Raw genomic sequence first — 22,019 nt, forward strand, 5'->3', positions numbered from 1 at the left:
TCCCGCGCCAAGGGCTTCCTCAAAGAAAACTCTGCGGATCGATATCCACCTGCACCCTGAGGTTGCCACTGACCTTCGGTCCCTGCTCCAGCCAGAAGCGGACATAGCCGGAAAGGTCGAAATCCTTGCCCGATTGCGCGAGGAGCCGCACCCGGTGGCGACCGCGGATCATGGCGATTGGGGCGTCTGCCGGCCCGAAGAGTTTCAGCCCGTCCGCCATCGGGGCCGCGCTGAGCAGCTGCTTGGCAAAACCGAACGCCGCGTCCTGCTCGTTGGCCGACACGATCAGCGCCGCTAGCCGCCCGAATGGCGGCAACTGCCCGGCTTCGCGTGCCAGGAGCTCGTGCCGGTAGAAGGCCTCGCGGTCGCCCTTGACCATGGCCTGCAACACCGCATGGCTGGGATGGTAGGTCTGGAGGAACGCCTTGCCCGCCCGGTTGGCCCGCCCGGCGCGCCCGGTCACCTGCGTGAGGATCTGGAAGGTTCGCTCTGCCGCCCGCGGATCACCGCGATCGAGCCCGAGATCGGCATCGAGCACGCCCACCAGTGTCAGCTTCTCGAAATGGTGCCCCTTGGCCACGAGCTGCGTGCCGATGATGAGGTCATGCTCGCCGTTTTCGATCTCGTCGAACCGCTTCTTGAGCTCGTGGTTCGAGCCCATGTCCGAGGACAGCACCACCGTCCGCGCCCCCGGGAAGCGCGCCGCCGCCTCCTCGGCCACCCGCTCGATCCCCGGCCCGATCGGGGTCAGCGAATCGACGGTGCCGCATTCCGTGCAGGTCTTGGGCGTCCGCACCGTGTAGCCGCAATGGTGGCACATCAGCACGCCGCGGAAGCGGTGCTCGACCAGCCAGGCCGAGCAATCCGGGCACTGGTACTGGTGCCCGCACGATTTGCACAGCGTCAGCGGCGCATAGCCTCGCCGGTTGAGAAAGAGCAGCGCCTGCTCGCCCCGATCGAGCGTCGCAAAGATCTCGCGCGCCAGCCTCGGCGCGATCCAATGCCCCTTCTCGGGCGGCTCCTCGCGCATGTCGATCGGCGTGATGTCGGGCAGCCCCGCCTCGGCAAAGCGCGAGGTCAGCAGCACATGCTTGTAGCGGCCCTGGTTGGCATTGTTCCGGCTCTCGACCGAGGGCGTCGCCGAACTGAGGATCACCCGCGCCTCGGCGAACTTCGCCCGCACCACCGCCATGTCGCGCGCGTGGTAGTTGACCCCGTCCGATTGCTTGAACGCCCCGTCATGCTCCTCGTCGAGGACGATCAGCCCGAGTTCCCTGAACGGGAGGAACAGCGCCGACCGCGCCCCCAGCACGGCGCGCACGTCGCCATTGAGCACGCCGCGCCAGGTCCGCGTCCGCTGCGCCGGCGTCATGTCGGAATGCCACTCGGCCGGTTTCGTGCCGAACCGCCTGGTGAAGCGCTGTACGAACGTCGAGGTCAGCGCGATCTCCGGCAACAGCACCAGCGCCTGCCGCCCTGCCCTCAGCGTATCCGCCACCGCCTCGAAGAATACCTCGGTCTTGCCGCCACCGGTGACGCCATCGAGCAGCGCCACGCCGAAGCCGTCGACCGGTATGTCGCGCAATTGCCCGAGCGCTACCGCCTGCTCCGCACTGAGCGTGGGGGGATCGGCGTCCGGATCGGGCGGCAGGGCGACGGGCGGCGGCGGCATCTCGATCCGCTCGACCGCGCCGGCCTTCTCCAGCCCCTCGATAACCGAAGCGGAAACCCCAGCCGCGCCGACCAGCGCCGATTTCGCCCACGCCTCGCCATCCATCAGCAGCTCGAGCACCTTCTCGCGCGAGCGGGTCATCTTGTCGGGATCGACCCCGGTCGACCGGAACGCCGTGATCGGCCGCTCCGGCTCGAGCGCCTCGGTCGAACGCAGCACGCTCCGCAGCACCAGCCCGGGCGCCGCCAGCGTGTACTTCGAAACCCAGTCGATGGTCTTCAGCAGCTCCTCGCTCAGCGGCGGCGTGTCGTAGACCTGCGCGATGTCCTTGAGCCGGTTATGCGCGAAATTGTCCTTGGGCACGCCCCAGACGACGCCAAGCGTCAGCCGGCCCACCAGCGGCACGGCGACGATCGAGCCGCGCTCCACCTTCATCCCATAGGGCACCCGGTAGCTGTACGGCCCATCGACCGACACGCTCACCATCACCGCCACGATGTCCGGAAGCTCTGCCATCTGTGCCCGCTTTGTTCACGTCCGGGCCGGGAAATGCAAGGCGATTTTGCACGATCCCGGACGGGAGCCTCCGCCCGGCTCTCCGCGTTTGCTTCCACGACTGCTGACAGTGCCTGTCATCGCGCTACCGGAGACTGCCGGGACACCAACCGAAGGAGCGTCTAATGCCCAGCAATATTCCCCAGGGCTACACCGCCGTTACGCCGTGGATCATCTCGGCCGATACCGGCCGCCTGCTCGACTTCATCGCCGAGGCCTTCGGCGGCACCGAGCTGGCCCGCATGACGACCGCCGAAGGGATCGTCGAGCATGCCGAGATCCGCATCGGCGACGCCGTGGTCATGGCCTTCGATGCCCCCGCGGGCACCCCGCCGCAACCCGCCTTCATCCGCCTCTTCCTGCCCGACGCGCGCGTCGCCTTCGCCAGGGCAATCCAGGCCGGCGCCACCGAGGTGACCAAGCCGACCCTGCTCGCCTTCGGCGACCGCGTCGCCCGCGTTCGCGACCCCTTCGGCAACATCTGGTGGCTGCAGCAGCACATCGAGGACGTCAGCGAGGAGGAAATGGGCAAGCGCGGGACCGATCCCAACTGGTCCACCCCCATGGCCTACGTGCAGAAGTCCCTGGCCGAAGCGCTCAAGGGTTAGTTCGGGATCATTCCTCTCCCCGCCGGGGAGAGGAATGGCACAAGTAGCCGGCCCCGCCGCATTCTTCTCCCCCGTCGGGGAGAAGGTGGCGCGTAGCGCCGGATGAGGGGTCCGTCTCCGAAGCTGCGGCTACATCACCAGGATCGGCGAGCCCGACGGCACACGCTGGTAGAGGTCGATCACGTCCTGGTTGAGCAGCCGCACGCAGCCCGACGAGATCGCCTTGCCGATGGTCCGCTCGTCGGTCGCGCCATGCACGCGGTAGATCGTGTCGCGCCCGTCCTTGAAGATGTAGAGCGCCCGCGCGCCGAGCGGGTTCTCGAGGCTCGGAGCCATGCCGCGGCGATAGGGCTCGAGCTCGGGCTGCCGCGCGATCATCTCGCTCGGCGGCGTCCAGGTCGGCCACTCCTTCTTGTACTGGATGACGCCGCGTCCCGACCAGGTGAAGCCATCGCGGCCGATGCCGACGCCATAGCGCATCGCCTTGCCGTTCTCCTGCACGAGGTAGAGGAAGCGGTGGGTCGTATCGACCACCACGGTGCCCGGCCGCTCGCCGGTCGGGTCGTCGACCACCTGCCGCCAGAACTGCGGCTCGATCAGATCCATGCGCGCCGCCGGGATCGGGAAGCGCTCCTCCGGCCGCGCCCCATACATGGCGAGGACGTCGTCGGGAATACGGACGGTCTGCGCTTCCAGCCTGCGCTGGCCGCTGGTCGCACAACCGGCGAGGGAAAGGGCAGCGAGGCTGGCCGCGCCGGCGAGCAGAGCCCGGCGGCCGATCATCAGTTCAGTCATGTGGAAAATCTCGTTGGCGGCCGGAAGGCCGCTGGTCAGTCGGGAGGGTGGAGGTGTCGGGCGCCTAGCCGAGGCGCGGCGGAGGGAGTTCCGCGGCCGGGGCGCGCCCCTCATGCATCGGCTCGTCCGCAAGACCGAGCGCCCACTGGGCCACCATCGCCCGCGGCACTTCGGCAACGAAGCGGGCGAGGTCGGACCGCGACGGCATCACGCGCTTGCCGCCCTGCATCTCGCAGGGGTTGGGCAGCGGCACCGAGCCGTCGTCGCCGGCCACCATCGCCAGGCCTCCATGCGCAACGCATACGCCCGTGGCAAAGCTCGGGCTGGCAAGCGCGAAGAGCGCGACGAAGACGATCAGGATGGAGAGAATCCGGTGCATACCTAGGCCGATAGCCCGCAGAATGCGGCACGCAAAGGGCGCCTCACGCCCGTGTGTCCCCCCAGGCAGCCGCCACCCCCCGAGTGATGCAGATCGGCAACAGTCGGGGACGCCAACCGGATTGCCGCGTTAGAACGAGCCCTTAAGTCCGGCCGAAAGGCTCGCCGCGAACAGGTCGCCCCCTCCGCCATCGACGTACGTGCCGTCATACACTCCATCGGTGATCCGGTAGCTCTCCGTATCGCCGCGCGCCGTGAACACCTGCTCGGCTGTGCCCTCGACGAAGAGGTCGAGTCCGTCTCCGAGCTGGTAGCGCACCGATGCACCGAGCGTGACCAGCGGAGCGGGATTGAGTGTGTCGATGAAGTTCAGGTTACGCTGCCAGTGGTGGTCGTCGCCCTGCGCATAGAAGGTGGCGCCGACCTGTGCTGAACCAGTTACCGTCCATGGCCCGTCGCTGATTTCTCCATCGATGCCGGCCACCAGCGCCGGGAAGGTCTGCCGGTAGGTAATACCCGGTTCCCCGTCGGAAAAGTCGCCGACACAGCCGCGAAAGCCGCAAGGGTCGCCGTCCTCGAAGTCGCTGTAGACGAACGAGCCGCCATAGGCCGCCCATTGCACGTCGGTGTACTTGAGCCCACCGTTGAGATTGACTCGCATCCCCTCGCTCACTGGCATGTCGTATCCAACCAGCAGCGAGCCGTTGAAGTACCAGTCGAGATTGGTGTCGTCGTGCTGCGAACGGTGCGTCCAGTCGTCCGAGTCGAAGCTCACGAATGCCGGCCCGAACCAGTCAAAGTCCTCCATGTAACTGTCGCCCGACATGGCGACCTGCGCCTTGGCGGCAAGGGTCCAGCCTTCCGGCGCCTTCACCGCAATGCCCGCCGACAGCATCGGCGCCGTGCTCTGCCAGATCAGGTGGCTCAACAGCGCCTCGGAGCCGGACCCGGCATAGACGTACTCGTGGGCTTCTAGCCTGACCACGCCGACCCCGCCCGTGAGGCTCACGCCGCTCTCTTCCGGCTCGCCTGTCGCGTAGTCCGACCAGCCAAGCTCACCCGCCACCGTCGTCCCACAGGCAAACAGCACCAGCACTGCCGCGATCTCGCGCGCCCCGATCCGCCCAATCATGAATTCCGCCCCAAAACACGTCGGCGGCCACGCGGCGCGACCACTCGTCTTCCGGCACGCTGCCAAATCAGACTTAACTTTCCGCTCGCGCGCGTGCTTAACGCGCTGTTGACGTCGCGCCGTTTGCCCAATGCTAACCACGCCGCGCTAGGCTGTCCGCATGTCCCACGCCCTGCTCGCCAAGCCCGACCTTGCCGCCGCCATTGCCAGCTGGCAGCGCGATCTCGGCGCCGTCCGCCGGCTCGCCCCCAAGACCCTTGAGGCTTACCTCAGCGATCTCGGCCAGTTCGTCACCTTCCTCAGCGCCCATACCGGCGGCGAAGTCTCGCTCGCAACGCTCAAGGAGCTGCGCGCCGCCGATATCCGCGCCTTCCTCGCCGCACGCCGGGGCGACGACATTGGCCCCCGCTCGCTCGCCCGCGGACTGTCGGCGATCAAGAGCTTCTTCGGCTTCCTCGAGCGCGAAGGCGTCCTCGCGACCGAAGCGCTCAACACCGTGCGCATGCCCAAGCAGCCGCGCTCGCTGCCCAAGGCGCTGACCGTGCTCGAAGCCAAGGCCACGATCCGCACTACCGACGAACTCGAGGACAAGCCCTGGGTCGCTGCCCGCGATATGGCGGTGATCTCACTCTGCTACGGCGCCGGCCTCCGCATCTCGGAAGCCCTCGCCGTCACCCGCGCCGACCTCGAATCGAGCGCTCTGCGCGTCACCGGGAAGGGCGGCAGGACCCGGCTCGTCCCGCTGATCGCGCCCGTGCGGCAGGCCATCGACGCCTATCTCAAGCTCTCGCCCTTCCATCCCGGCCCCGACGAGCCGATCTTCCGCGGCGAGAAGGGCGGCCCACTCTCGCCGCGCCTCATCCAGCTCCGCATGCAGCAACTGCGCGGCGCCCTGGGCCTGCCGCCCTCCGCCACCCCGCACGCCCTCCGCCACAGCTTCGCCACCCACTTGCTCGGCAAGGGCGGCGACCTGCGCACCATCCAGGAGCTCCTCGGCCACGCCTCGCTGTCGACCACGCAGATCTACACGGCCGTCGACACCGAGCGCCTGCTGGAGAGCTACAGGGCAGCGCATCCCAGGGCATGAGCTCTGATCTCACCGCGATCACCTTCTCCCCTTGTGGGAGAAGGTGATCGAAGGCCGGATGAGGGGTGATCCTCCCCTGCGAAGCGGGGGAGGGGGACCAGCGAAGCTGGTGGAGGGGGCGACCACAGGCGCCGGCGTTTCTAGGTGGAGCCCCAAAGGCGCCCACCGAACGCACCGTTCACCCAACCGCCCACTTTACAGCTGCACCGCCCGAGCGTACCTATCCCGCCATGACCGTTTGCATCCTAATTATTGGCAAAACCTGCCTTATCCCCTCCGGGGACCGGGACGCGACGGCCGTTTGACCCTCGATTGCTCACCGGGCCCCGCCATCAGGCGCAGGGACAACCGGTGTTCTGATGGCAGGGCCGCAACTGGACCCGCCAAATGTCTTCCGACACTGCGTCTACGCCGTCCATCTCTCGGCCAGGCTTCCGGCAGTTCGCCTGGGCCGGCATTGTGCTGGCGCTCGCCGGCGCCGCGTTCTTCGCCACCAAGGGCATCGTCATCAAGCTGGCGCTCCTCGAGGGCATCGACTCGGTCACCACCCTCACCTGGCGCATGATCGTCGCCGTGCCGATCTTCCTGACGGTCGGCATCCTCGGCTTTCGCACGAAGCTCGCCCAGCAGCCCGCCGGCGCCCCGCCAGTGCTGACCTGGCCCGTGCTGGCGCAGACCCTCGGCGTCGGCGTCATCGGCTACTATGTCGCGAGCTACCTCGATTTCTCGGCGCTCGAATACATCACCGCGCAGTTCGACCGGCTGATCCTGCTCACCTATCCGTTCTTCGTCGTCTTGTTCGGCGCCATCTTCTTCAAGCGCAGGATCACCCTGCCCATGGTCGTCGCGCTGCTGGTGTCCTACCTCGGCATCGGTGTCATCTTCTGGCATGACCTCCACATCGAGGGCGACAACGTGCTGCTCGGCGCGGCGCTCGTCTTCGGCTCGGCCATTGCCTACGCGGCCTACCAGATCATGGCCAAGCCTTTGATCGACAAGCTCGGCCCGCAGCTCTTCACCTCCATCGCCATGAGCGGCGCCGGCCCGGCGGTGATCGCGCACTTCCTCGTCACCCACCCGGTGAGCGACCTGGCGGTGAGCGGCAACGGCTTCATGCTCATGCTCGCCATCGGCACCATCTCGACGGTGCTGCCGGCCTACTGCATCTCGGGCGCCATCGCGCTGATCGGCCCCGAGCGCACCGCCATCATCGGCAACGTCTCGCCCGTGGTGACCGTCGGCCTCGCCATCTCCATCCTCGGCGAAGCCTTCACCGTCTACCATGCCCTCGGCACCGTGCTCGTCCTCGGCGGCGTCTTCCTCTTCACGCGGAAGGAAAAGCCGAAGGTGAAGGTGCTGGAGGAGACTACGGCCTGAGGGCTGTAGAGGCCCCGGAAAACGAACATCCCCGCTCACGCGGGGACGTTACAAGGCTACTGGATGGCGCAGGGCGAAGCCCCGCACCGAGATCAGATGTGGATGGCGCCATCCCCGCACATCAGCGCGGCTTCCTTCACCGCTTCGCTGAGCGTGGGGTGCGCGTGGGTCGTCCGCCCCAGGTCCTCGGCGCTTCCCGAGAACTCCATGAGCACGGTGATCTCGTGGATCATCTCGCCCGCGTTCTTGGCAATGATCTGTGCGCCCAGCACGCGGTCGGTCGCGGCATCGGCGAGGATCTTCACATAGCCCTGCGTCGCCAGCATCGCCTTGGCGCGGCCATTGGCGGTGTAGGGGAACTTGCCGGTCTTGTACTCGATGCCCGCCGCCTTGAGCTCGTCCTCGGACTTGCCGATCCAGGCGACTTCCGGGCTCGTGTACATCACCGAGGGGATGTTGCCGTAGTTGATATGCGGCTTCTGCCCGGCGATGATCTCGGCCACCGCGTGGCCCTCGTCCATCGCCTTGTGGGCCAGCATCGGCCCGGCGACCACGTCGCCGATGGCGTAGATGCCCCGCACATTGGTGCGGAACTGGGCATCGGTGCGCACCCGGCCGCGCTCGTCGAGCGCGACGCCCGCACCCTCGAGGCCGAGGCCTTCGGTGAAGGGCTTGCGGCCCACCGCGACGAGCACCGCATCGGCTTCCGCATAGGTCGCCTCGCCCCCGGCTGCGGGCTCGAGCCGAGCGCGGACCGAGCCGTCGGCCTGCTTCTCGATAGCCGTCACCTTGGTCGAAAGCTTGAACTCCATGCCCTGCTTCTGCAGCGTGCGCTGCATCTGGCGGGCCGCCTCGCTGTCGAGGCCGGGCAGGATCCGGTCGAGGAACTCGACCACCTGGATCTTGGCGCCAAGCCGGCCCCAGACCGAGCCCAGCTCGAGCCCGATGATGCCGCCGCCGATGACGAGCAGCCGGTTCGGCACCTGCGCGAACTTGAGCGCGCCCGTCGAGGAGACGATCTTTTCCTCGTCGATCGTGATGCCCGGCAGGCTGATCGGCACAGAACCCGTGGCGATCAGGATGTTCTTGGTTTCGATCGTCGTCGGCGCGCCGCTCTCGGGCGTCACCAGCACGCGGCCGGCGGCGGGAATGGAACCGGTGCCGCGGAAGGTCGTGATCTTGTTCTTCTTGAACAGGAATTCGATGCCGCCGACATTGGCCGTGACGGTGTCGTCCTTGTGCGTCAGCATCTGCTTGAGGTTCAGCTTCGGCGCGACCTCGATGCCGAACTGGGAGAACTGGTGGCCGGCTTCCTCGAACAGCTCGGAGGCATGCAGCAGCGCCTTGGAGGGGATGCAGCCGATATTGAGGCAGGTGCCGCCGAAGGTCGGCCACTTCTCGACCACTGCGACCTTCATGCCGAGCTGCGCCGCCCGGATCGCCGCCACATAACCACCCGGGCCGGTGCCGATTACCGTGAGGTCGAAATTGTCCGCCATTTTATCTCCGAGAGGCTGATACGCGCCGGGAGGAACCGGCGCCCGCGCTGCCGATATAGGGCTGAGGAACCGGTTAAACTACCCGCGTTTAGGATGGAACCCCGCACGTCGAGCGAGCCATGCGAAATGCTCATGATTCCTCGGGATTATGCCCCGCCCGTCGGGCAGGTCAGGTAAAGAGCGCGCGCCCCCCGGTCACCGACACCGTCGTGCCGGTCACGTAGGAGGCCTCGTCCGAAAGGAGCCACAGGATCACCTGGGCAACCTCCTCGGCTGTACCCGCACGCTCCATCGGGATGCTCGCTGCCAGCCGCTGCGCCCGGTCCGGCTCGCCGCCCTGGGCATGAAACTCGGTGTCGATGATGCCCGGCCTCACCCCGTTGACCCGGATCCCCTCCCCCGCCACCTCGAGCGCAAGCCCGACCGTGATCGTATCGAGCGCGCCCTTGCTCGCCGCATAGTCGAGATAGGACCCGGCGCCCCCGAGCTTGGCCGCGGCCGACGTCACATTGACGATGCCGCCACCCTTGCCGTCATGGCGGCTCGACATCCGCCGCACCGCTGCGGCTGCACACAGGAGGGCGCCCAGCGTATTGACCCGCAGGATCTCGGCCATGCGGCCCGGTTCCATCGCGTCGAGCCGCGATGCGGGCGCGATCATCCCGGCATTGTTGATCAGCGCCCCGAGCGGCCCCATGCGGTCGGCAGCACGGAAGATGTGCTCCACATCTTCCTCGCGCCCCACATCGCCCCGAACCGCCACCGCCTCCCCGCCATGGGCATGGATATCCGCGCACACCGCTTCCGCCGCCGCGACGTTGCCGAGGTAGTTCACCACCACGCCATAGCCGCGCTTGGCCGCCAGCCGCGCCGTCGCCGCTCCGATCCCCCGGCTCCCGCCGGTGACCACCATCACCTTGTCGGACATGACGCTCCTCCGCTTCGGCACCAGTGTAGCGCCGCGCTCCGCCGAGGCAAGGCGCGGAATCGGCAGCAAAACCAGCGACGTAGGTGAACCGCCGCTGAACGCGGGCTTCGGCTTTCGTTCAAGACGGCGTCCCTAGAAGCGGCGCCATCAACACGCCGGCACCGCGCCGGCCCAATGGACAATAAGATGAACAAGATCATTGCACTGGCGCTCGTTGGCGCCACCCTCGGCCTCGCTGTCGTCCCCACCGCCTTCGCTCTGGACAGCAGCATCTCCAAGCTCTGCGGCCCCGATGCCCCCGCGGGCTACAAGGCCCCCGGCGGCTTCTGCGAGCAGGTCAAGAACACCCAGTCCCTCGTCGAGGACTCAGGCGAGGACTTCGTGGTCATCGTCTACCACGACTGATCATCCGTAACGCCGGAACGAAAAAGGGCCCGCAACGCGGGCCCTTTTGCTTTGTCGATATACGGCGCGATCAGAGATCGAGCACCAGCCGCTCGGGCGCCTCGAGGCTTTCCTTCACCCGCACGAGGAAGGTCACGGCTTCCTTGCCGTCGACGATGCGGTGATCGTAGCTGAGCGCCAGGTACATCATCGGGCGGATGACGATCTCGCCGCCGACGACCACCGGCCGCTCCTGGATCTTGTGCATGCCGAGAATGCCCGACTGCGGGGCATTGAGGATCGGCGTCGACATCAGCGAGCCGTAGACGCCGCCATTCGAGATCGTGAAGGTGCCGCCCTGCATGTCGGCCATCGACAGCGCGCCGTCGCGGGCGAGCTTGCCCAGCCGGGCGATCTCCTTCTCGATGCCGGCAATCGACATCTGGTCGGCATTGCGCACCACCGGCACGACGAGGCCCTTGTCGGTCCCCACCGCGACGCCGATGTGGGCGTAGTTCTTGTAGACGATGTCGTCGCCGTCGATCTCGGCATTGACCGCCGGGATTTCCTTCAGCGCGTGCGTCACCGCCTTGGTGAAGAAGCCCATGAAGCCGAGCTTCACGCCGTGCTTTTTCTCGAACAGCTCCTTGTAGGAGTTCCTGAGGTCCATCACCGGCTTCATGTCCACCTCGTTGAAGGTGGTGAGCATGGCGGCCGTGCTCTGCGCTTCCTTCAGGCGCCGCGCGATGGTCTGGCGCAGCCGGGTCATCTTCACCCGCTCTTCGCGTCCCTCGTCCCCTGCGGCGACCGGACCACGGGCCTGGGGCACCGGTGCCGGCTCGGGAGCCTTGGCCAGCGGGGCCGGAGCGGGTGCCGGCTTGGCCGCCGGAGCTGCTGCCGCCGGAGCAGGCGCAGCCACTGCCGCGGCGCTCGCGGGCTTGGCCAGCGTTGCCAGCACGTCTTCCTTGAGTATCTGGCCGCGCTTGCCCGAGCCGCTGATATCGGCGTCGCCCAGGTTGTTCTCGGCCATCAGCTTCTGCGCGCTCGGGGCCGGCGGCATGGCCGACCCGTTGCCACTGGCGAACTTGAGCGCCGGCTCGGCGGCAACCGCCGCCGGCTGGGCCCCTTCGGCAGGCTTGGCTGCTGCGGCGGGCGCGGCTGCGGCAGCCGCACCGGCAGCGCCGATCGCGCCGATCAGCGCCCCCACGTTGACCGTATCGCCCGGGTTCGCCGTGATCGATTCGAGCACGCCGGCTGCCGGGGCCGGCACCTCGATCGTCACCTTGTCGGTTTCGAGCTCCACCACCGGCTCGTCGGCGGCGACCGTGTCGCCCACCTTCTTGAACCACTGGCCGATCGTCGCCTCGGTGACGCTTTCGCCCAGCGTGGGCACCCGGATGTCAGTCGCCATCAGTTATGGTCCTTTGCCGCCTATTCTAGTTACTTTGCGAAGGCTTCTTCGAGGAAGGCCTGCAGCTGCTGCAGATGCGTGCGCATCAGGCCCGTCGCCGTCGCAGCGGAAGCCGCACGGCCGACATAGCGCGGCCGGTTGCCCGGCTGGCCCATCTGCTCGAGCACCCAGTCGACATAGGGCTGCACGAACGCCCAGGCACCCATGTTCTTGGGCTCTTCCTGGCACCAGACGATCTCGGCGTTCTTGAACCGGTTGAGCTCGTCGAGCAGCGCCTTGGCCGGGAACGGATAGAGCTGCTCCAGCCGGAGCAGGTACACGTCGTTGATGCCGCGCTTCTCGCGATCCTCGAGCAGGTCGTAATAGACCTTGCCCGTGCACAGGATCACCCGGCGGATTTCCGAATCCGGTGCCAGCTTGATCGTCGTCTTGGGCACGCCCGGCGCCTCGGCATCGTCCCACAGCAGCCGATGGAAGGTCGAATCCGGCCCGAATTCGACCAGCCCCGACACCGCCTTCTTGTGGCGCAGCAGCGACTTGGGCGTCATCAGCACGAGCGGCTTGCGGAAGTCGCGCTTCATCTGCCGGCGCAGGATGTGGAAGTAGTTCGCCGGCGTCGTGCAGTTGGCGACCTGCATGTTGTCTTCGGCGCAGCTCTGCAGGTACCGCTCGAGACGGGCCGATGAGTGCTCCGGCCCCTGGCCTTCATAGCCATGCGGCAGCAGCATCACGAGCCCGCTCATGCGGAACCACTTGCGTTCGCCCGACGAGATGAACTGGTCGACCACCACCTGCGCGCCGTTGGCGAAGTCGCCGAACTGGGCTTCCCACAGGGTCAGCGTGTTCGGCTCGGCCAGCGAATAACCGTACTCGAAACCGAGCACCGCCTCTTCCGAGAGCATCGAGTTGATGACCTCGTAGCGCTCCTGATTGTCGGAGACGTTGTTGAGCGGGGTATAGGCGCTCCCGTTCTCCTGGTCGTTGAGCACCGAATGACGCTGGCTGAACGTGCCGCGCTCGACGTCCTGGCCGGAAAGCCGGATCGGGTGGCCTTCGGCGAGCAGCGTGCCGAACGCCAGCGCTTCGCCGGTCGCCCAGTCGATACCTTCGCCGGTTTCGATCGCGGCGAGCCGGTTGTCCATGAACCGCTTCACCGTCTTGTGGACGTTGAAGTCGGCCGGAACCTGGGTCAGCCGCTGGCCGATCCGGGTGAGCTCGGCGATATCGACGCCGGTGTCACCGCGGCGCGGGCCCTCGACATCGGCGCGCTTCAGGTCCTTCCACACGCCGTCGAGCCAGTCGGTCTTGTTCGGGCGGAAGTCCTGCCCCGCCTCGAACTCGGTCTCGAGATGGGCGCGCCAATCGGCCTTCATCCTGTCGACGTCCTCGGACGTCATCAGCCCCTCGGCGACGAGGCGCTTCGAATAGAGGTCGAGCGTCGTCTCGTGGCCACGGATCTTGGAATACATCAGCGGCTGGGTGAAGCTCGGCTCGTCGCCTTCGTTATGGCCGAAGCGGCGGTAGCAGAACATGTCGATGACGACGGGCTTGCCGAAGCGCTGGCGGTACTCGACCGCCACCTTGGTGACGTAGACCACCGCTTCCGGATCGTCGCCGTTCACGTGGAAGACCGGCGCCTCGATCATCTTGGCGACGTCGGTCGGGTACGGCGACGAGCGCGAGTACATCGGCGCCGTGGTGAAGCCGATCTGGTTGTTGATCACGAAGTGGATCGAACCGCCCGTGCGGTGCCCCTTGAGGCCCGACAGGCCCAGGCACTCGGCTACCACGCCCTGGCCGGCGAACGCGGCGTCGCCATGGATGAGCAGCGGCAGCACGACCGAGCGATCGGTCTGGCGCGTATCCATGAGGAAATGGCCGTCGACGGCCGAGCGCTGGTCCTGCTTGGCGCGCGCCTTGCCCAGCACCACCGGATCGACGATCTCGAGGTGGCTGGGGTTGGCCGTGAGGCTCAGGTGCACCGTGTTGCCGTCGAACTCGCGGTCCGACGAAGCACCGAGGTGGTACTTCACGTCGCCCGAACCCTCGACTTCCTCGGGGTAGAAGGCGCCGCCCTTGAACTCGTGGAACAGGGCGCGGTGCGGCTTGGACAGGAACTGCGTCAAGACGTTCAGGCGGCCGCGGTGGGCCATGCCGAGCACGATATCCTTGACGCCCAGCGCGCCGCCGCGCTTGACGATCTGCTCGAGCGCCGGGATCAGCGCCTCGCCGCCGTCAAGGCCGAAGCGCTTGGTGCCGGTGTACTTGACGTCGATGAACTTCTCGAAGCCCTCGGCCTCGACCAGCTTGTTGAGGATCGCCTTCTTGCCCTCGGGCGTGAACTTGATCTCCTTGTCCGGCCCCTCCATGCGCTCCTGAATCCACTGCTTGGCCTCGGGATCGGAGATGTGCATGAACTCGACGCCGACCGTCGAGCAGTAGGTGCGCTTCAGGATCTCCAGCATCTGGGGGATCGTCGCGTATTCGAGACCCAGATAGTTGTCGATGAAGATCTTGCGGCCGTAGTCGGCCTCGGTGAACCCATAGGTCCTGGGATCGAGCTCGGGCGCCGGGTCCTCGTCGCGCATCTTGAGCGGATCGAGATCGGCATGCAGGTGTCCGCGCATGCGATAGGCGCGGATCATCATGATGGCGTGGATCGAGTCGCGCGTCGCCTGCAGCACGTCGATCGCACTCGGCGCTGGTGCCTTCTCGGCCTTGGCCTTGTCGGCCACGGCCTTCTGCACCTTGACCTGGATATCGCCCCAGTTGCCGTCGAAGGCCGAGACCAGCTCGCCATCGGCGGATCGCGGCCAGTCGCTGCGGGCCCAGCTCGGGCCTTCGGCATTCCTGTCGATGTCCTGGGGGGCGTCTTCCAGGCGACCGAAATACGAGGCCCATGTCGGGTCGATCGAATTCGGATCCTGCTTGTAGCGGGCGTACAGCCCTTCGATGTAATCGGCGTTGCCGCCATAGAGGAAGGAAGAGAGCAAGAACTGTTCGTTCTTTTCTTGTCGGGTCATGTCCGTCGCGGGGCGTTGACCCCGCCATCCTTATCAAATGCCCGGGAATGCTCGACCGGGCCCTGCGCGCACGGGCCTAGATGCCCGTGAAGTCCTTTGTTTGACGTTAAGGCGCGGGTCTTTCCCTCCCGCGCCCCGTCATTTCGTCTCGCCTTTGCGTCAGCCTTTTAGAACTTCCGCAAGCGTTTGACCAATCCTTGCAGGCGACTGCGACACCTTTATGCCCGCACGTTCCATCGCCGCGATCTTGTCCTCGGCGCCGCCCTTGCCGCCCGAGATCACCGCACCGGCATGGCCCATCGTGCGGCCCGCCGGAGCCGTACGGCCGGCAATGAAGCCGGCCATCGGCTTCTTGCGGCCGCGCTTGGCCTCGTCGATGAGGAACTGCGCGGCGTCTTCCTCGGCGGAACCGCCGATCTCGCCGATCATGATGATCGACTTGGTGGCATCGTCCTTGAGGAACATCTCGAGCACGTCGATGAACTCCGTGCCCTTGACGGGGTCGCCACCGATGCCGACCGCAGTGGTCTGGCCGAGCCCGGCATTGGTGGTCTGGAACACTGCCTCATAGGTAAGCGTGCCCGAGCGCGAAACAATGCCCACCGAGCCCTTGGAGAAGATCGAGCCCGGCATGATGCCGATCTTGCACTCTTCCGGCGTCAGGACGCCCGGGCAGTTGGGTCCGAGCAGCCGCGACTTCGACTTCTCGAGCCTCGCCTTCACGCGCACCATGTCGAGCACCGGAATGCCCTCGGTGATGCAGACGATCAGCGGGATCTCGGCGTCGATCGCCTCGATGATGGCGTCGGCGGCACCCGGAGGCGGCACATAGACCACCGAGGCCGTCGCGCCCGTGCGCTCCTTGCCTTCGGCAACCGAAGCGAACACCGGCAGCGTCGCCGAAGCGTCGAGACCCGAAGTCCAGATTTCGCCGGCCTTCTTGGGGTTCACGCCACCAACCATCTTGGTGCCGTAGTAGGCGAGCGCCTGCTCGGTATGGAACGTCCCGGTCTTGCCGGTCAGCCCCTGCACCAGAACGCGCGTGTCTTTGTTGACGAGGATCGACATTGCTTCTTCCTGGCTCAGCGGGTCTTCACGGCGGCGACGATCTTCTGCGCCGCGTCGTCGAGGTCGTCGGCAGAGATCACGTCGAGGCCGGACGAATTGAGGATGGCCTTGCCTTCCTTGACGTTGGTGCCTTCGAGGCGCACCACCAGCGGCACCTTGAGGCCCACTTCCTTCACCGCCGCGATCACGCCTTCCGCGATGATGTCGCAGCGCATGATGCCGCCGAAGATGTTGACCAGGATGCCCTTCACCGCCGGATCGGCGGTGATGATCTTGAACGCCGCCGTAACCTTCTCCTTCGATGCGCCGCCACCGACGTCGAGGAAGTTGGCGGGCTCGGCGCCGTAGAGCTTGATGATGTCCATCGTCGCCATGGCGAGGCCGGCGCCGTTGACCATGCAGCCGATATTGCCGTCGAGCGCCACATAGGCGAGGTCGAACTTCGACGCCTCGATTTCCTTGGCGTCCTCTTCGGAGAGGTCACGCAGCGGCTTCAGCTCTTCGTGCCGGAAGCCGGCATTGTTGTCGAAGCTCACCTTGGCGTCGAGCACGCGCAGGTGCCCGTTCTCCATGACGATCAGCGGGTTCACTTCGAGCAGGGACATGTCCTTCTCGACGAAGGCGCGGTAGAGCGCCGGGAACACGAGGCCGGCATCGGTGCGGGCCGGGCCTTCGAGCTCGAGCGCATCGGCGAGCTTTTCGACATCGTCCGTGGTGACGCCCGTCTCGGGATCGATCGCCACGGTGACGATCTTTTCCGGCGTGTGCTCGGCCACCGCCTCGATGTCCATGCCGCCCTCGGTCGAAACCACGAAAGCCACGCGGCCGACGCTGCGATCGACCAGCAGCGAGCAGTAGAGCTCACGGGCGATGTCGGCGCCGTCTTCGATATAGAGCCGGTTCACCTGCTTGCCGGCCGGGCCGGTCTGCTTGGTGACGAGCGTATTGCCCAGCATTTCCCTGGCGTTGGTCACGACGTCGGCGACCGACTTGGCAAGGCGCACGCCGCCCTTGGCGTCAGGACCCAGTTCCTTGAACTTGCCCTTGCCGCGCCCGCCGGCATGGATCTGGCTCTTGACCACATAGAGCGGGCCGGGCAGCTGGGCCGCGGCGGCCTCCGCTTCCTCGGGCTTGAAAATCGCGACGCCCTTGGCCACGGGCAGGCCATAGGTTGCGAGCAGGGCCTTGGCCTGGTGTTCGTGGATGTTCATTGTGTCCTACTGACTTGCGTTCTGAGGAACCTGTCCCACCCACCGGGCTGATCCACGCCGGCGGCGGGAACGGTGTCGGCGATGGTGAGGCACGCTCTGTATCGGCGACGCTCCGGGCTACTCGGAACGCCTCCGGTTAAGGCTGCTCTCCCTTACGCCAGCTTCGGCGCGATCTTCTTGCAGGCATCGACGAGGCCGTTGACCGCAGCCACCGACTTGTCGAACGCCTTCTGCTCGGAGCTCGACAGCGAGATCTCGACGATCTTCTCGGCGCCACCGGCCCCGATCAGCACCGGCACACCTACATAGGTGCCCTTGACGCCGTATTCTCCCTTGAGGAAGGCGGCGCAGGGAAGGATCCGCTTCTTGTCCTTGAGATAGCTCTCGGCCATCTCGATCGCCGAAGCGGCCGGGGCGTAGAAGGCCGAGCCGGTCTTCAGCAGGCCCACGATCTCGGCGCCACCGTCGCGGGTGCGCTGGATGATCTGCTCGAGCTTTTCCTTCGACAGCCAGCCCATCTTGACGAGGTCGGGCAGCGGAATGCCGGCGACCGTCGAGTAGCGGGGGAGCGGCACCATGGTGTCGCCGTGGCCACCGAGCACGAACGCGGTGACGTCCTCGACCGAAACCTTCAGCTCCTCGGCGATGAAGTAGCGGAAGCGCGCCGAGTCGAGCACGCCGGCCATGCCGATCACGCGGTTGGCGGGCAGGCCCGAGAACTTCTGCAGCGCCCACACCATCGCGTCGAGCGGGTTGGTGATGCAGATGACGAAGGCTTCCGGCGCGTACTTGGCGATGCCCGCGCCCACCTGCTCCATCACCTTGAGGTTGATCTCGAGCAGGTCGTCACGGCTCATGCCGGGCTTGCGCGGCACGCCGGCGGTGACGATCACCACATCGGCGCCCTGGATGTCCTTGTACTCGGAGGTGCCCTTGAGCGAGGCGTTGAAGCCTTCCACCGGGCCGGACTGGCTGAGATCGAGCGCCTTGCCCTGCGGAACGCCGTCGACCACGTCGAACAGGATCACATCGCCCAGTTCCTTGGTCGCGGCCAGCAGAGCCAGAGTGCCACCAATCTGCCCCGCACCGATCAGAGCGATCTTCTTGCGCGCCATCCACCGAACCCCGTTTTGCTTATGCTGGAAATTGCGCGCCCCTATTAACCCTAGAGGGTGACGGGGGCAAGTCAGCCGTACGATCTACCTCGCAATTACCATGCCCTCCCGAAGCGCCTGCTTCCCGGGCACTTTTGCGGCTTCACTCGCCCCGGTGCGGGGCCGCGAGGTAGTCCGCCGACTGCATCTCAACCAGACGTGACACGCAGCGGGCGAATTCCGCCTTCGTCTTGTCGTCCTGCCCGAGCTCGTCGAGGGGCACCGCAAAGCTCGCCGCGAGCTTCACGCCGCGGTCGTAGAGCGTGTCGACGAGCAGGATGAAGCGCTTGCTCGCGTCGGTCCTGAGCCGGTTGAACTGCGGCACATGGTCGATCATCAGCGCCTCGTAGGCATGGCTGATCCGCACATAGTCGCGCGCCCCGAGCGGCTTCTCGCAGAGGTCCGCGAACTCGAACCGCGCTGCCCCCATCGCCGCGTGTGGCACATGGATCGTGCGCCCCAGCGACACCAGCTCCTCGGGCTCCCCCGCCTCGCCGCCGGTGAGCTTCAGCCACAACCGGTCCATCGCCCGATCCACCTCGGGCCCGGTGCCGAAGTGATAGACCGCCTCGCCCTCGAACTTCAGGCGCCGGTAATCCGTCGGCCCGTCGAGCTCGACCACCTCGGTATGCTGCTTCAGCTCGGCGATGAAGGGCAGCACCAGTTGCCGGTTGAGCCCGTGCTCGTAGAGGTTGTCCGGCCGGGTGTTGGACGTCGCGACGATCGTCACCCCGCCCTGGAACAGCCGGTCGAACAGCCGCCCCAGCAGCATCGCATTGGTGATGTCCTGCACCTGGAACTCGTCGAGGCAGAGCAGCCGCAGGTCCTCGAGCAGCGGCTTGGTCACCGCCGCCACCGGATCGGCATCCTCGCCTCGCCCCTTCCGCGACTTGCGGAAATCGGCGATCGCCGAATGCATCTCGTCCATGAACTCGTGGAAGTGCACCCGCCGCTTCTTGCTCGTAGGCGCGAGCGAGAAGAACAGGTCCATCAGCATGGTCTTGCCACGCCCCACCTGCCCGACCATGTAGACGCCGCGCACCGGCTCGGGTCCGCCGAAGAACGACGAGAAGAACCCGCGCGGCGCGCTCTGCTCGCCCAGCTCGTTCGCCACCCGGTCGAGCGACGCCGCCGCCCGCAGCTGGAGCGGATCAGCCGCGAGTGCGCCGGCCTCGACCAGCGCATTCAGTCTGTCGGTGATGGGTGTGCCTGCGGGCCCCTTCCGCTGGCTCGGCAAATTAGCCGACCATTGAGATGCCCTGGCCGCCCGCCAGGGTGCCGATGAACTGGCCGGCGGAGAGGATGAGCGAAGCGACGATATCGCCGTTCTCGTCGAACAGCTGGACCTGGTTGCCCACCAGCTGCCACGAGGCGACGACGTTCAGCCCCGTGAGCGCGCAGCCCGGCGTCGAGGCGCGATAGCGCGACGTGCCGGATTTGGCCGTCTGCGTCAGGTTGAGCTTGCACTGGTCCTGACCGGAAACGACGGTCCAGCCGCCGAGCAGCTTTTCGACCGAAAGTCCGGTGGACAGGTCGCGCCCCGGCATCGTCGGCGCACCCACCCCGCCGCCAAGGGAGAGGCTGTCGGCGCTCGCTGCATGAACGGGCGTACCGATCGTGCCGGGCGCTTGCGGCTGGCCCGGCACAAGCGGCGCCGGCTGCCCGAGCGAAGCCGGCTGCACCTGCGTGCCCGGCAGCGCATTGAGGTCGGAACTCGCCACCGGCGTATTCTGGATCGGCGTGATGGTCTCGGTGCTGGCGATGCTGCTGGTGGTCACGCCGCTCGAGGCGCACCCCGAGAGCAGCAACGCCGCCCCGGTGACCATAGCTACGGAAAAGCCCGCACGCTTCGACATCATCATCGGCCCTGCTCCGCCAATGGTTAAGGATATATGACCGGCGATACAGCCTCGACGCCGGAGCCGTCAACCGCCAAAGCCCAGCTTTCCTTAGGGGATAGCAATGTGGCGGAGTTATGGGCCGCAAAGCGGCCATCCCCAGACGGGCGAGCGCCTGGTGCCGCCCCCTCGGTCACCCCAACATCGGCTGTCATCCCTGCCATCACGCGGCCAGTGCCACCGGGAGACTACCGCTGCAGCATTTCCTTGAGCAGCGCCTCGGCCAGCACCCTGCCGTCCGCCGCCTCATCCTCGGGCAGCTCGATCGGGATGCCCTTGGGGCCATACACCCCCGCGAGCCCCGGCAAGCCGTCCTCCCCGCCCTGCTTGGGGTGGAACCCATGGGCCTTCAGCGCCGCGATCAGCACGCGGGCAACAGACGGATCCTCGATCTCGGCGACTGTCTCGTACAGCTTACGCAAACTCCCGCGTGACCATCATCTGCTTGATCTCGGCGATTGCCTTGGCCGGGTTCAGGCCCTTGGGGCAGACCTTGGCGCAGTTCATGATCGTGTGGCAGCGATAGAGCTTGAACGGATCCTCGAGATCGTCGAGCCGCTCCTCGGTCGCCTGGTCACGGCTGTCGATCAGCCAGCGATAGGCCTGCAGCAGCACGGCCGGGCCGAGATACTTCTCGCCGTTCCACCAGTAGCTCGGGCACGAGGTCGAGCAGCAGGCGCAGAGGATACATTCGTAGAGGCCGTCGAGCTTGGCGCGGTCGTCGCGCGACTGCAGCCATTCCTTCTCCGGCGTCGTGGTCGTCGTCTTCAGCCAAGGCTGGATCGAGCGGTGCTGGTCGTAGAAGGTCGTGAGATCCGGCACGAGGTCCTTGATCACCGGCATGTGCGGCAGCGGATAGACGCTGATATGGCCCGAGAAGTCGTCCATGCCCTTGGTGCAGGCAAGCGTATTGGCGCCCCCGATATTCATCGAGCACGACCCGCATATGCCCTCGCGGCACGAGCGGCGCAGCGTCAGCGTCGGATCGACCTTGTTCTTGATCCACAGGAGCGCATCGAGAACCATCGGACCGCAATCGTCGCGATCGACGAAATAGGTGTCGAGCCGCGGGTTTTCGCCGCTATCCGGATCGTACCGGTAGATGCGGAACTCGGTGAGCCGCGTCGCGCCTGCGGGCTTCGGCCAGGTCTTGCCCGGCATGATCCGCGAGTTCTTGGGGAGCGTAAGTTCAGCCATGGCTCAAAGTCCTAGGATACAATCTTGCACGTCTGCAGGGCCGTGGCAGACGTCTGGGTGACCGTGATCACGTCATTGGCACTCACATTGCCGATGACGGCCGGATCGAGAAGCTTTGCCGGGTCCGTCTGCGCATAGGCCGCGAGCCGCATCAGTTCCGGCTTGAGCCTGCTCTGCAGCTCCTTGGCGTAGCACTGGCAGCTCTCGACCGTGGTCCGCGGGATCTTCGCACAGGCATCGGCCACCTGCTGCGCCTCAGGCGACAGCCCGCAGGCGCCCAGCAACAGCGTTGCGAGGGCCCCAGCGATCAGTCCGGCGGTCTTGGGCAACAGGTTCGACACGTTCGGCCTCAGTAGTTCGGCTTGCAGATCTGGTTCGATTTGGCGACGTAGGTATTGTACGCCGAATATTGGTCGGCCGGCGGCGACTTGCCCTTCATCGAGGCGATCACCATCGCCATGAACTCGCCGTCGATCAGCGTCATCGCCGCATCCGCCTTGCAGGTGCAGAGCGCCTCGTCCTCAGCAATGCCATAGCAGGTCTTGTAGAAATCGGCCTTCTGCTCGGCGCTCGGCGCAGCCGCCTGCGCACCGCCAACCATCAGCCCCAGCGCTGCAAGCGCCACCACGAACGTCTTCATTC

At 66.4% G+C, this 22,019-nt stretch carries 21 protein-coding genes; 4 read left to right on the forward strand and 17 right to left on the reverse strand.

Features of this window, described 5'->3' with window-relative positions; genetic code table 11:
* Positions 1-19: 19 nt before the first annotated feature.
* Positions 20-2,188, reverse strand: coding sequence for a primosomal protein N' (locus tag PRN20_RS00155; protein WP_273954861.1), 2,169 nt, complete (start codon positions 2,186-2,188; stop codon positions 20-22).
* Between the two features lie 164 nt (positions 2,189-2,352).
* Here PRN20_RS00155 and PRN20_RS00160 point away from each other — a divergent pair, with 164 nt between their 5' ends.
* Positions 2,353-2,835 carry a VOC family protein gene (locus PRN20_RS00160; RefSeq protein WP_273954862.1) on the forward strand — a complete coding sequence of 161 codons (483 nt, stop codon included), beginning with the start codon at positions 2,353-2,355 and terminating at the stop codon, positions 2,833-2,835.
* 129 nt (positions 2,836-2,964) lie between these two features.
* Here PRN20_RS00160 and PRN20_RS00165 read toward each other — a convergent pair whose 3' ends face one another.
* The 3 genes from PRN20_RS00165 to PRN20_RS00175 all read right to left on the reverse strand — a co-directional run bounded on the left by PRN20_RS00165 (position 2,965) and on the right by PRN20_RS00175 (position 5,140).
* Positions 2,965-3,630 (reverse strand): L,D-transpeptidase, encoded by a 666-nt coding sequence (locus PRN20_RS00165; RefSeq protein ID WP_273954863.1) that lies wholly within the window; start codon positions 3,628-3,630, stop codon positions 2,965-2,967.
* A gap of 64 nt (positions 3,631-3,694) precedes the next feature.
* Entirely contained in the window at positions 3,695-4,009 is a 315-nt protein-coding gene (locus PRN20_RS00170; RefSeq protein WP_273954865.1) for a hypothetical protein, read from the reverse strand.
* A gap of 129 nt (positions 4,010-4,138) precedes the next feature.
* Entirely contained in the window at positions 4,139-5,140 is a 1,002-nt protein-coding gene (locus PRN20_RS00175; RefSeq protein WP_273954866.1) for an omptin family outer membrane protease, read from the reverse strand.
* Between the two features lie 160 nt (positions 5,141-5,300).
* Between PRN20_RS00175 and PRN20_RS00180 the strand changes: the two genes are divergently transcribed.
* Both PRN20_RS00180 and PRN20_RS00185 read left to right on the forward strand, forming a co-directional pair.
* On the forward strand, positions 5,301-6,227 hold the full coding sequence (locus tag PRN20_RS00180) for a tyrosine recombinase XerC (RefSeq protein ID WP_273954868.1): 927 nt from the start codon (positions 5,301-5,303) through the stop codon (positions 6,225-6,227).
* Between the two features lie 387 nt (positions 6,228-6,614).
* The gene (locus PRN20_RS00185; RefSeq protein ID WP_273954869.1) at positions 6,615-7,604 is read left to right on the forward strand and encodes a DMT family transporter; all 990 of its coding nucleotides are present in this window, start codon (positions 6,615-6,617) and stop codon (positions 7,602-7,604) included.
* Positions 7,605-7,696: 92 nt separating this feature from the next.
* Here PRN20_RS00185 and lpdA read toward each other — a convergent pair whose 3' ends face one another.
* Positions 7,697-9,103, reverse strand: coding sequence for a dihydrolipoyl dehydrogenase (lpdA, locus tag PRN20_RS00190; RefSeq protein WP_273954871.1), 1,407 nt, complete (start codon positions 9,101-9,103; stop codon positions 7,697-7,699).
* 169 nt (positions 9,104-9,272) lie between these two features.
* Entirely contained in the window at positions 9,273-10,031 is a 759-nt protein-coding gene (locus tag PRN20_RS00195; protein WP_273954874.1) for an SDR family oxidoreductase, read from the reverse strand.
* 186 nt (positions 10,032-10,217) lie between these two features.
* On the opposite strand from PRN20_RS00195, the gene PRN20_RS00200 reads away from it, so the two are divergent.
* Positions 10,218-10,436, forward strand: coding sequence for a hypothetical protein (locus PRN20_RS00200; RefSeq protein ID WP_273954876.1), 219 nt, complete (start codon positions 10,218-10,220; stop codon positions 10,434-10,436).
* Positions 10,437-10,506: 70 nt separating this feature from the next.
* Here the strand turns inward: PRN20_RS00200 and odhB are convergent, their stop codons facing one another.
* From odhB to PRN20_RS00255, 11 genes are all read right to left on the reverse strand, one after another.
* Positions 10,507-11,826: a 2-oxoglutarate dehydrogenase complex dihydrolipoyllysine-residue succinyltransferase gene (gene odhB / locus PRN20_RS00205; protein WP_273954878.1), complete on the reverse strand. Its 1,320-nt coding sequence runs from the start codon at positions 11,824-11,826 to the stop codon at positions 10,507-10,509.
* 29 nt (positions 11,827-11,855) lie between these two features.
* The gene (locus tag PRN20_RS00210) at positions 11,856-14,849 is read right to left on the reverse strand and encodes a 2-oxoglutarate dehydrogenase E1 component (protein ID WP_273954880.1); all 2,994 of its coding nucleotides are present in this window, start codon (positions 14,847-14,849) and stop codon (positions 11,856-11,858) included.
* Between the two features lie 159 nt (positions 14,850-15,008).
* Positions 15,009-15,917, reverse strand: coding sequence for a succinate--CoA ligase subunit alpha (gene sucD, locus PRN20_RS00215; protein WP_273954881.1), 909 nt, complete (start codon positions 15,915-15,917; stop codon positions 15,009-15,011).
* A 14-nt stretch (positions 15,918-15,931) separates the two neighbouring features.
* The gene (gene sucC, locus PRN20_RS00220) at positions 15,932-17,128 is read right to left on the reverse strand and encodes an ADP-forming succinate--CoA ligase subunit beta (protein ID WP_273954882.1); all 1,197 of its coding nucleotides are present in this window, start codon (positions 17,126-17,128) and stop codon (positions 15,932-15,934) included.
* 152 nt (positions 17,129-17,280) lie between these two features.
* Entirely contained in the window at positions 17,281-18,243 is a 963-nt protein-coding gene (gene mdh, locus PRN20_RS00225) for a malate dehydrogenase (protein ID WP_273954883.1), read from the reverse strand.
* Between the two features lie 142 nt (positions 18,244-18,385).
* A complete protein-coding gene (gene zapE, locus PRN20_RS00230) occupies positions 18,386-19,519 on the reverse strand; it encodes a cell division protein ZapE (RefSeq protein WP_273954885.1) in 1,134 nt (377 codons plus the stop codon).
* Between the two features lies 1 nt (position 19,520).
* Positions 19,521-20,144: an AprI/Inh family metalloprotease inhibitor gene (locus tag PRN20_RS00235; RefSeq protein WP_273954887.1), complete on the reverse strand. Its 624-nt coding sequence runs from the start codon at positions 20,142-20,144 to the stop codon at positions 19,521-19,523.
* Positions 20,145-20,368: 224 nt separating this feature from the next.
* A complete protein-coding gene (locus PRN20_RS00240) occupies positions 20,369-20,602 on the reverse strand; it encodes a hypothetical protein (RefSeq protein ID WP_273954888.1) in 234 nt (77 codons plus the stop codon).
* Entirely contained in the window at positions 20,595-21,377 is a 783-nt protein-coding gene (locus tag PRN20_RS00245) for a succinate dehydrogenase iron-sulfur subunit (RefSeq protein ID WP_273954889.1), read from the reverse strand. Before PRN20_RS00245 ends, PRN20_RS00240 begins: the two co-directional genes overlap by 8 nt.
* 11 nt (positions 21,378-21,388) lie before the next feature.
* Positions 21,389-21,718 carry a hypothetical protein gene (locus tag PRN20_RS00250; RefSeq protein ID WP_273954890.1) on the reverse strand — a complete coding sequence of 110 codons (330 nt, stop codon included), beginning with the start codon at positions 21,716-21,718 and terminating at the stop codon, positions 21,389-21,391.
* 8 nt (positions 21,719-21,726) lie between these two features.
* Positions 21,727-22,017 carry a hypothetical protein gene (locus tag PRN20_RS00255; RefSeq protein ID WP_273954891.1) on the reverse strand — a complete coding sequence of 97 codons (291 nt, stop codon included), beginning with the start codon at positions 22,015-22,017 and terminating at the stop codon, positions 21,727-21,729.
* Positions 22,018-22,019 lie beyond the last annotated feature (2 nt).

The organism is Devosia sp. ZB163, from assembly GCF_028613635.1.
Lineage (GTDB): Bacteria > Pseudomonadota > Alphaproteobacteria > Rhizobiales > Devosiaceae > Devosia_A.

Coding starts and splice junctions, on each gene's coding strand:
- odhB (WP_273954878.1), bottom strand. CDS start 11,826: ATGGCGACTGACATCCGGGTGCCCACGCTGGGCGAAAGCGTCACCGAG.
- PRN20_RS00175 (WP_273954866.1), bottom strand. CDS start 5,140: ATGATTGGGCGGATCGGGGCGCGCGAGATCGCGGCAGTGCTGGTGCTG.
- mdh (WP_273954883.1), bottom strand. CDS start 18,243: ATGGCGCGCAAGAAGATCGCTCTGATCGGTGCGGGGCAGATTGGTGGC.
- sucC (WP_273954882.1), bottom strand. CDS start 17,128: ATGAACATCCACGAACACCAGGCCAAGGCCCTGCTCGCAACCTATGGC.
- PRN20_RS00195 (WP_273954874.1), bottom strand. CDS start 10,031: ATGTCCGACAAGGTGATGGTGGTCACCGGCGGGAGCCGGGGGATCGGA.
- PRN20_RS00210 (WP_273954880.1), bottom strand. CDS start 14,849: ATGACCCGACAAGAAAAGAACGAACAGTTCTTGCTCTCTTCCTTCCTC.
- PRN20_RS00155 (WP_273954861.1), bottom strand. CDS start 2,188: ATGGCAGAGCTTCCGGACATCGTGGCGGTGATGGTGAGCGTGTCGGTC.
- PRN20_RS00165 (WP_273954863.1), bottom strand. CDS start 3,630: ATGACTGAACTGATGATCGGCCGCCGGGCTCTGCTCGCCGGCGCGGCC.
- PRN20_RS00245 (WP_273954889.1), bottom strand. CDS start 21,377: ATGGCTGAACTTACGCTCCCCAAGAACTCGCGGATCATGCCGGGCAAG.
- PRN20_RS00200 (WP_273954876.1), top strand. CDS start 10,218: ATGAACAAGATCATTGCACTGGCGCTCGTTGGCGCCACCCTCGGCCTC.
- PRN20_RS00170 (WP_273954865.1), bottom strand. CDS start 4,009: ATGCACCGGATTCTCTCCATCCTGATCGTCTTCGTCGCGCTCTTCGCG.
- PRN20_RS00255 (WP_273954891.1), bottom strand. CDS start 22,017: ATGAAGACGTTCGTGGTGGCGCTTGCAGCGCTGGGGCTGATGGTTGGC.
- lpdA (WP_273954871.1), bottom strand. CDS start 9,103: ATGGCGGACAATTTCGACCTCACGGTAATCGGCACCGGCCCGGGTGGT.
- PRN20_RS00185 (WP_273954869.1), top strand. CDS start 6,615: ATGTCTTCCGACACTGCGTCTACGCCGTCCATCTCTCGGCCAGGCTTC.
- PRN20_RS00235 (WP_273954887.1), bottom strand. CDS start 20,144: ATGATGATGTCGAAGCGTGCGGGCTTTTCCGTAGCTATGGTCACCGGG.
- PRN20_RS00180 (WP_273954868.1), top strand. CDS start 5,301: ATGTCCCACGCCCTGCTCGCCAAGCCCGACCTTGCCGCCGCCATTGCC.
- sucD (WP_273954881.1), bottom strand. CDS start 15,917: ATGTCGATCCTCGTCAACAAAGACACGCGCGTTCTGGTGCAGGGGCTG.
- PRN20_RS00160 (WP_273954862.1), top strand. CDS start 2,353: ATGCCCAGCAATATTCCCCAGGGCTACACCGCCGTTACGCCGTGGATC.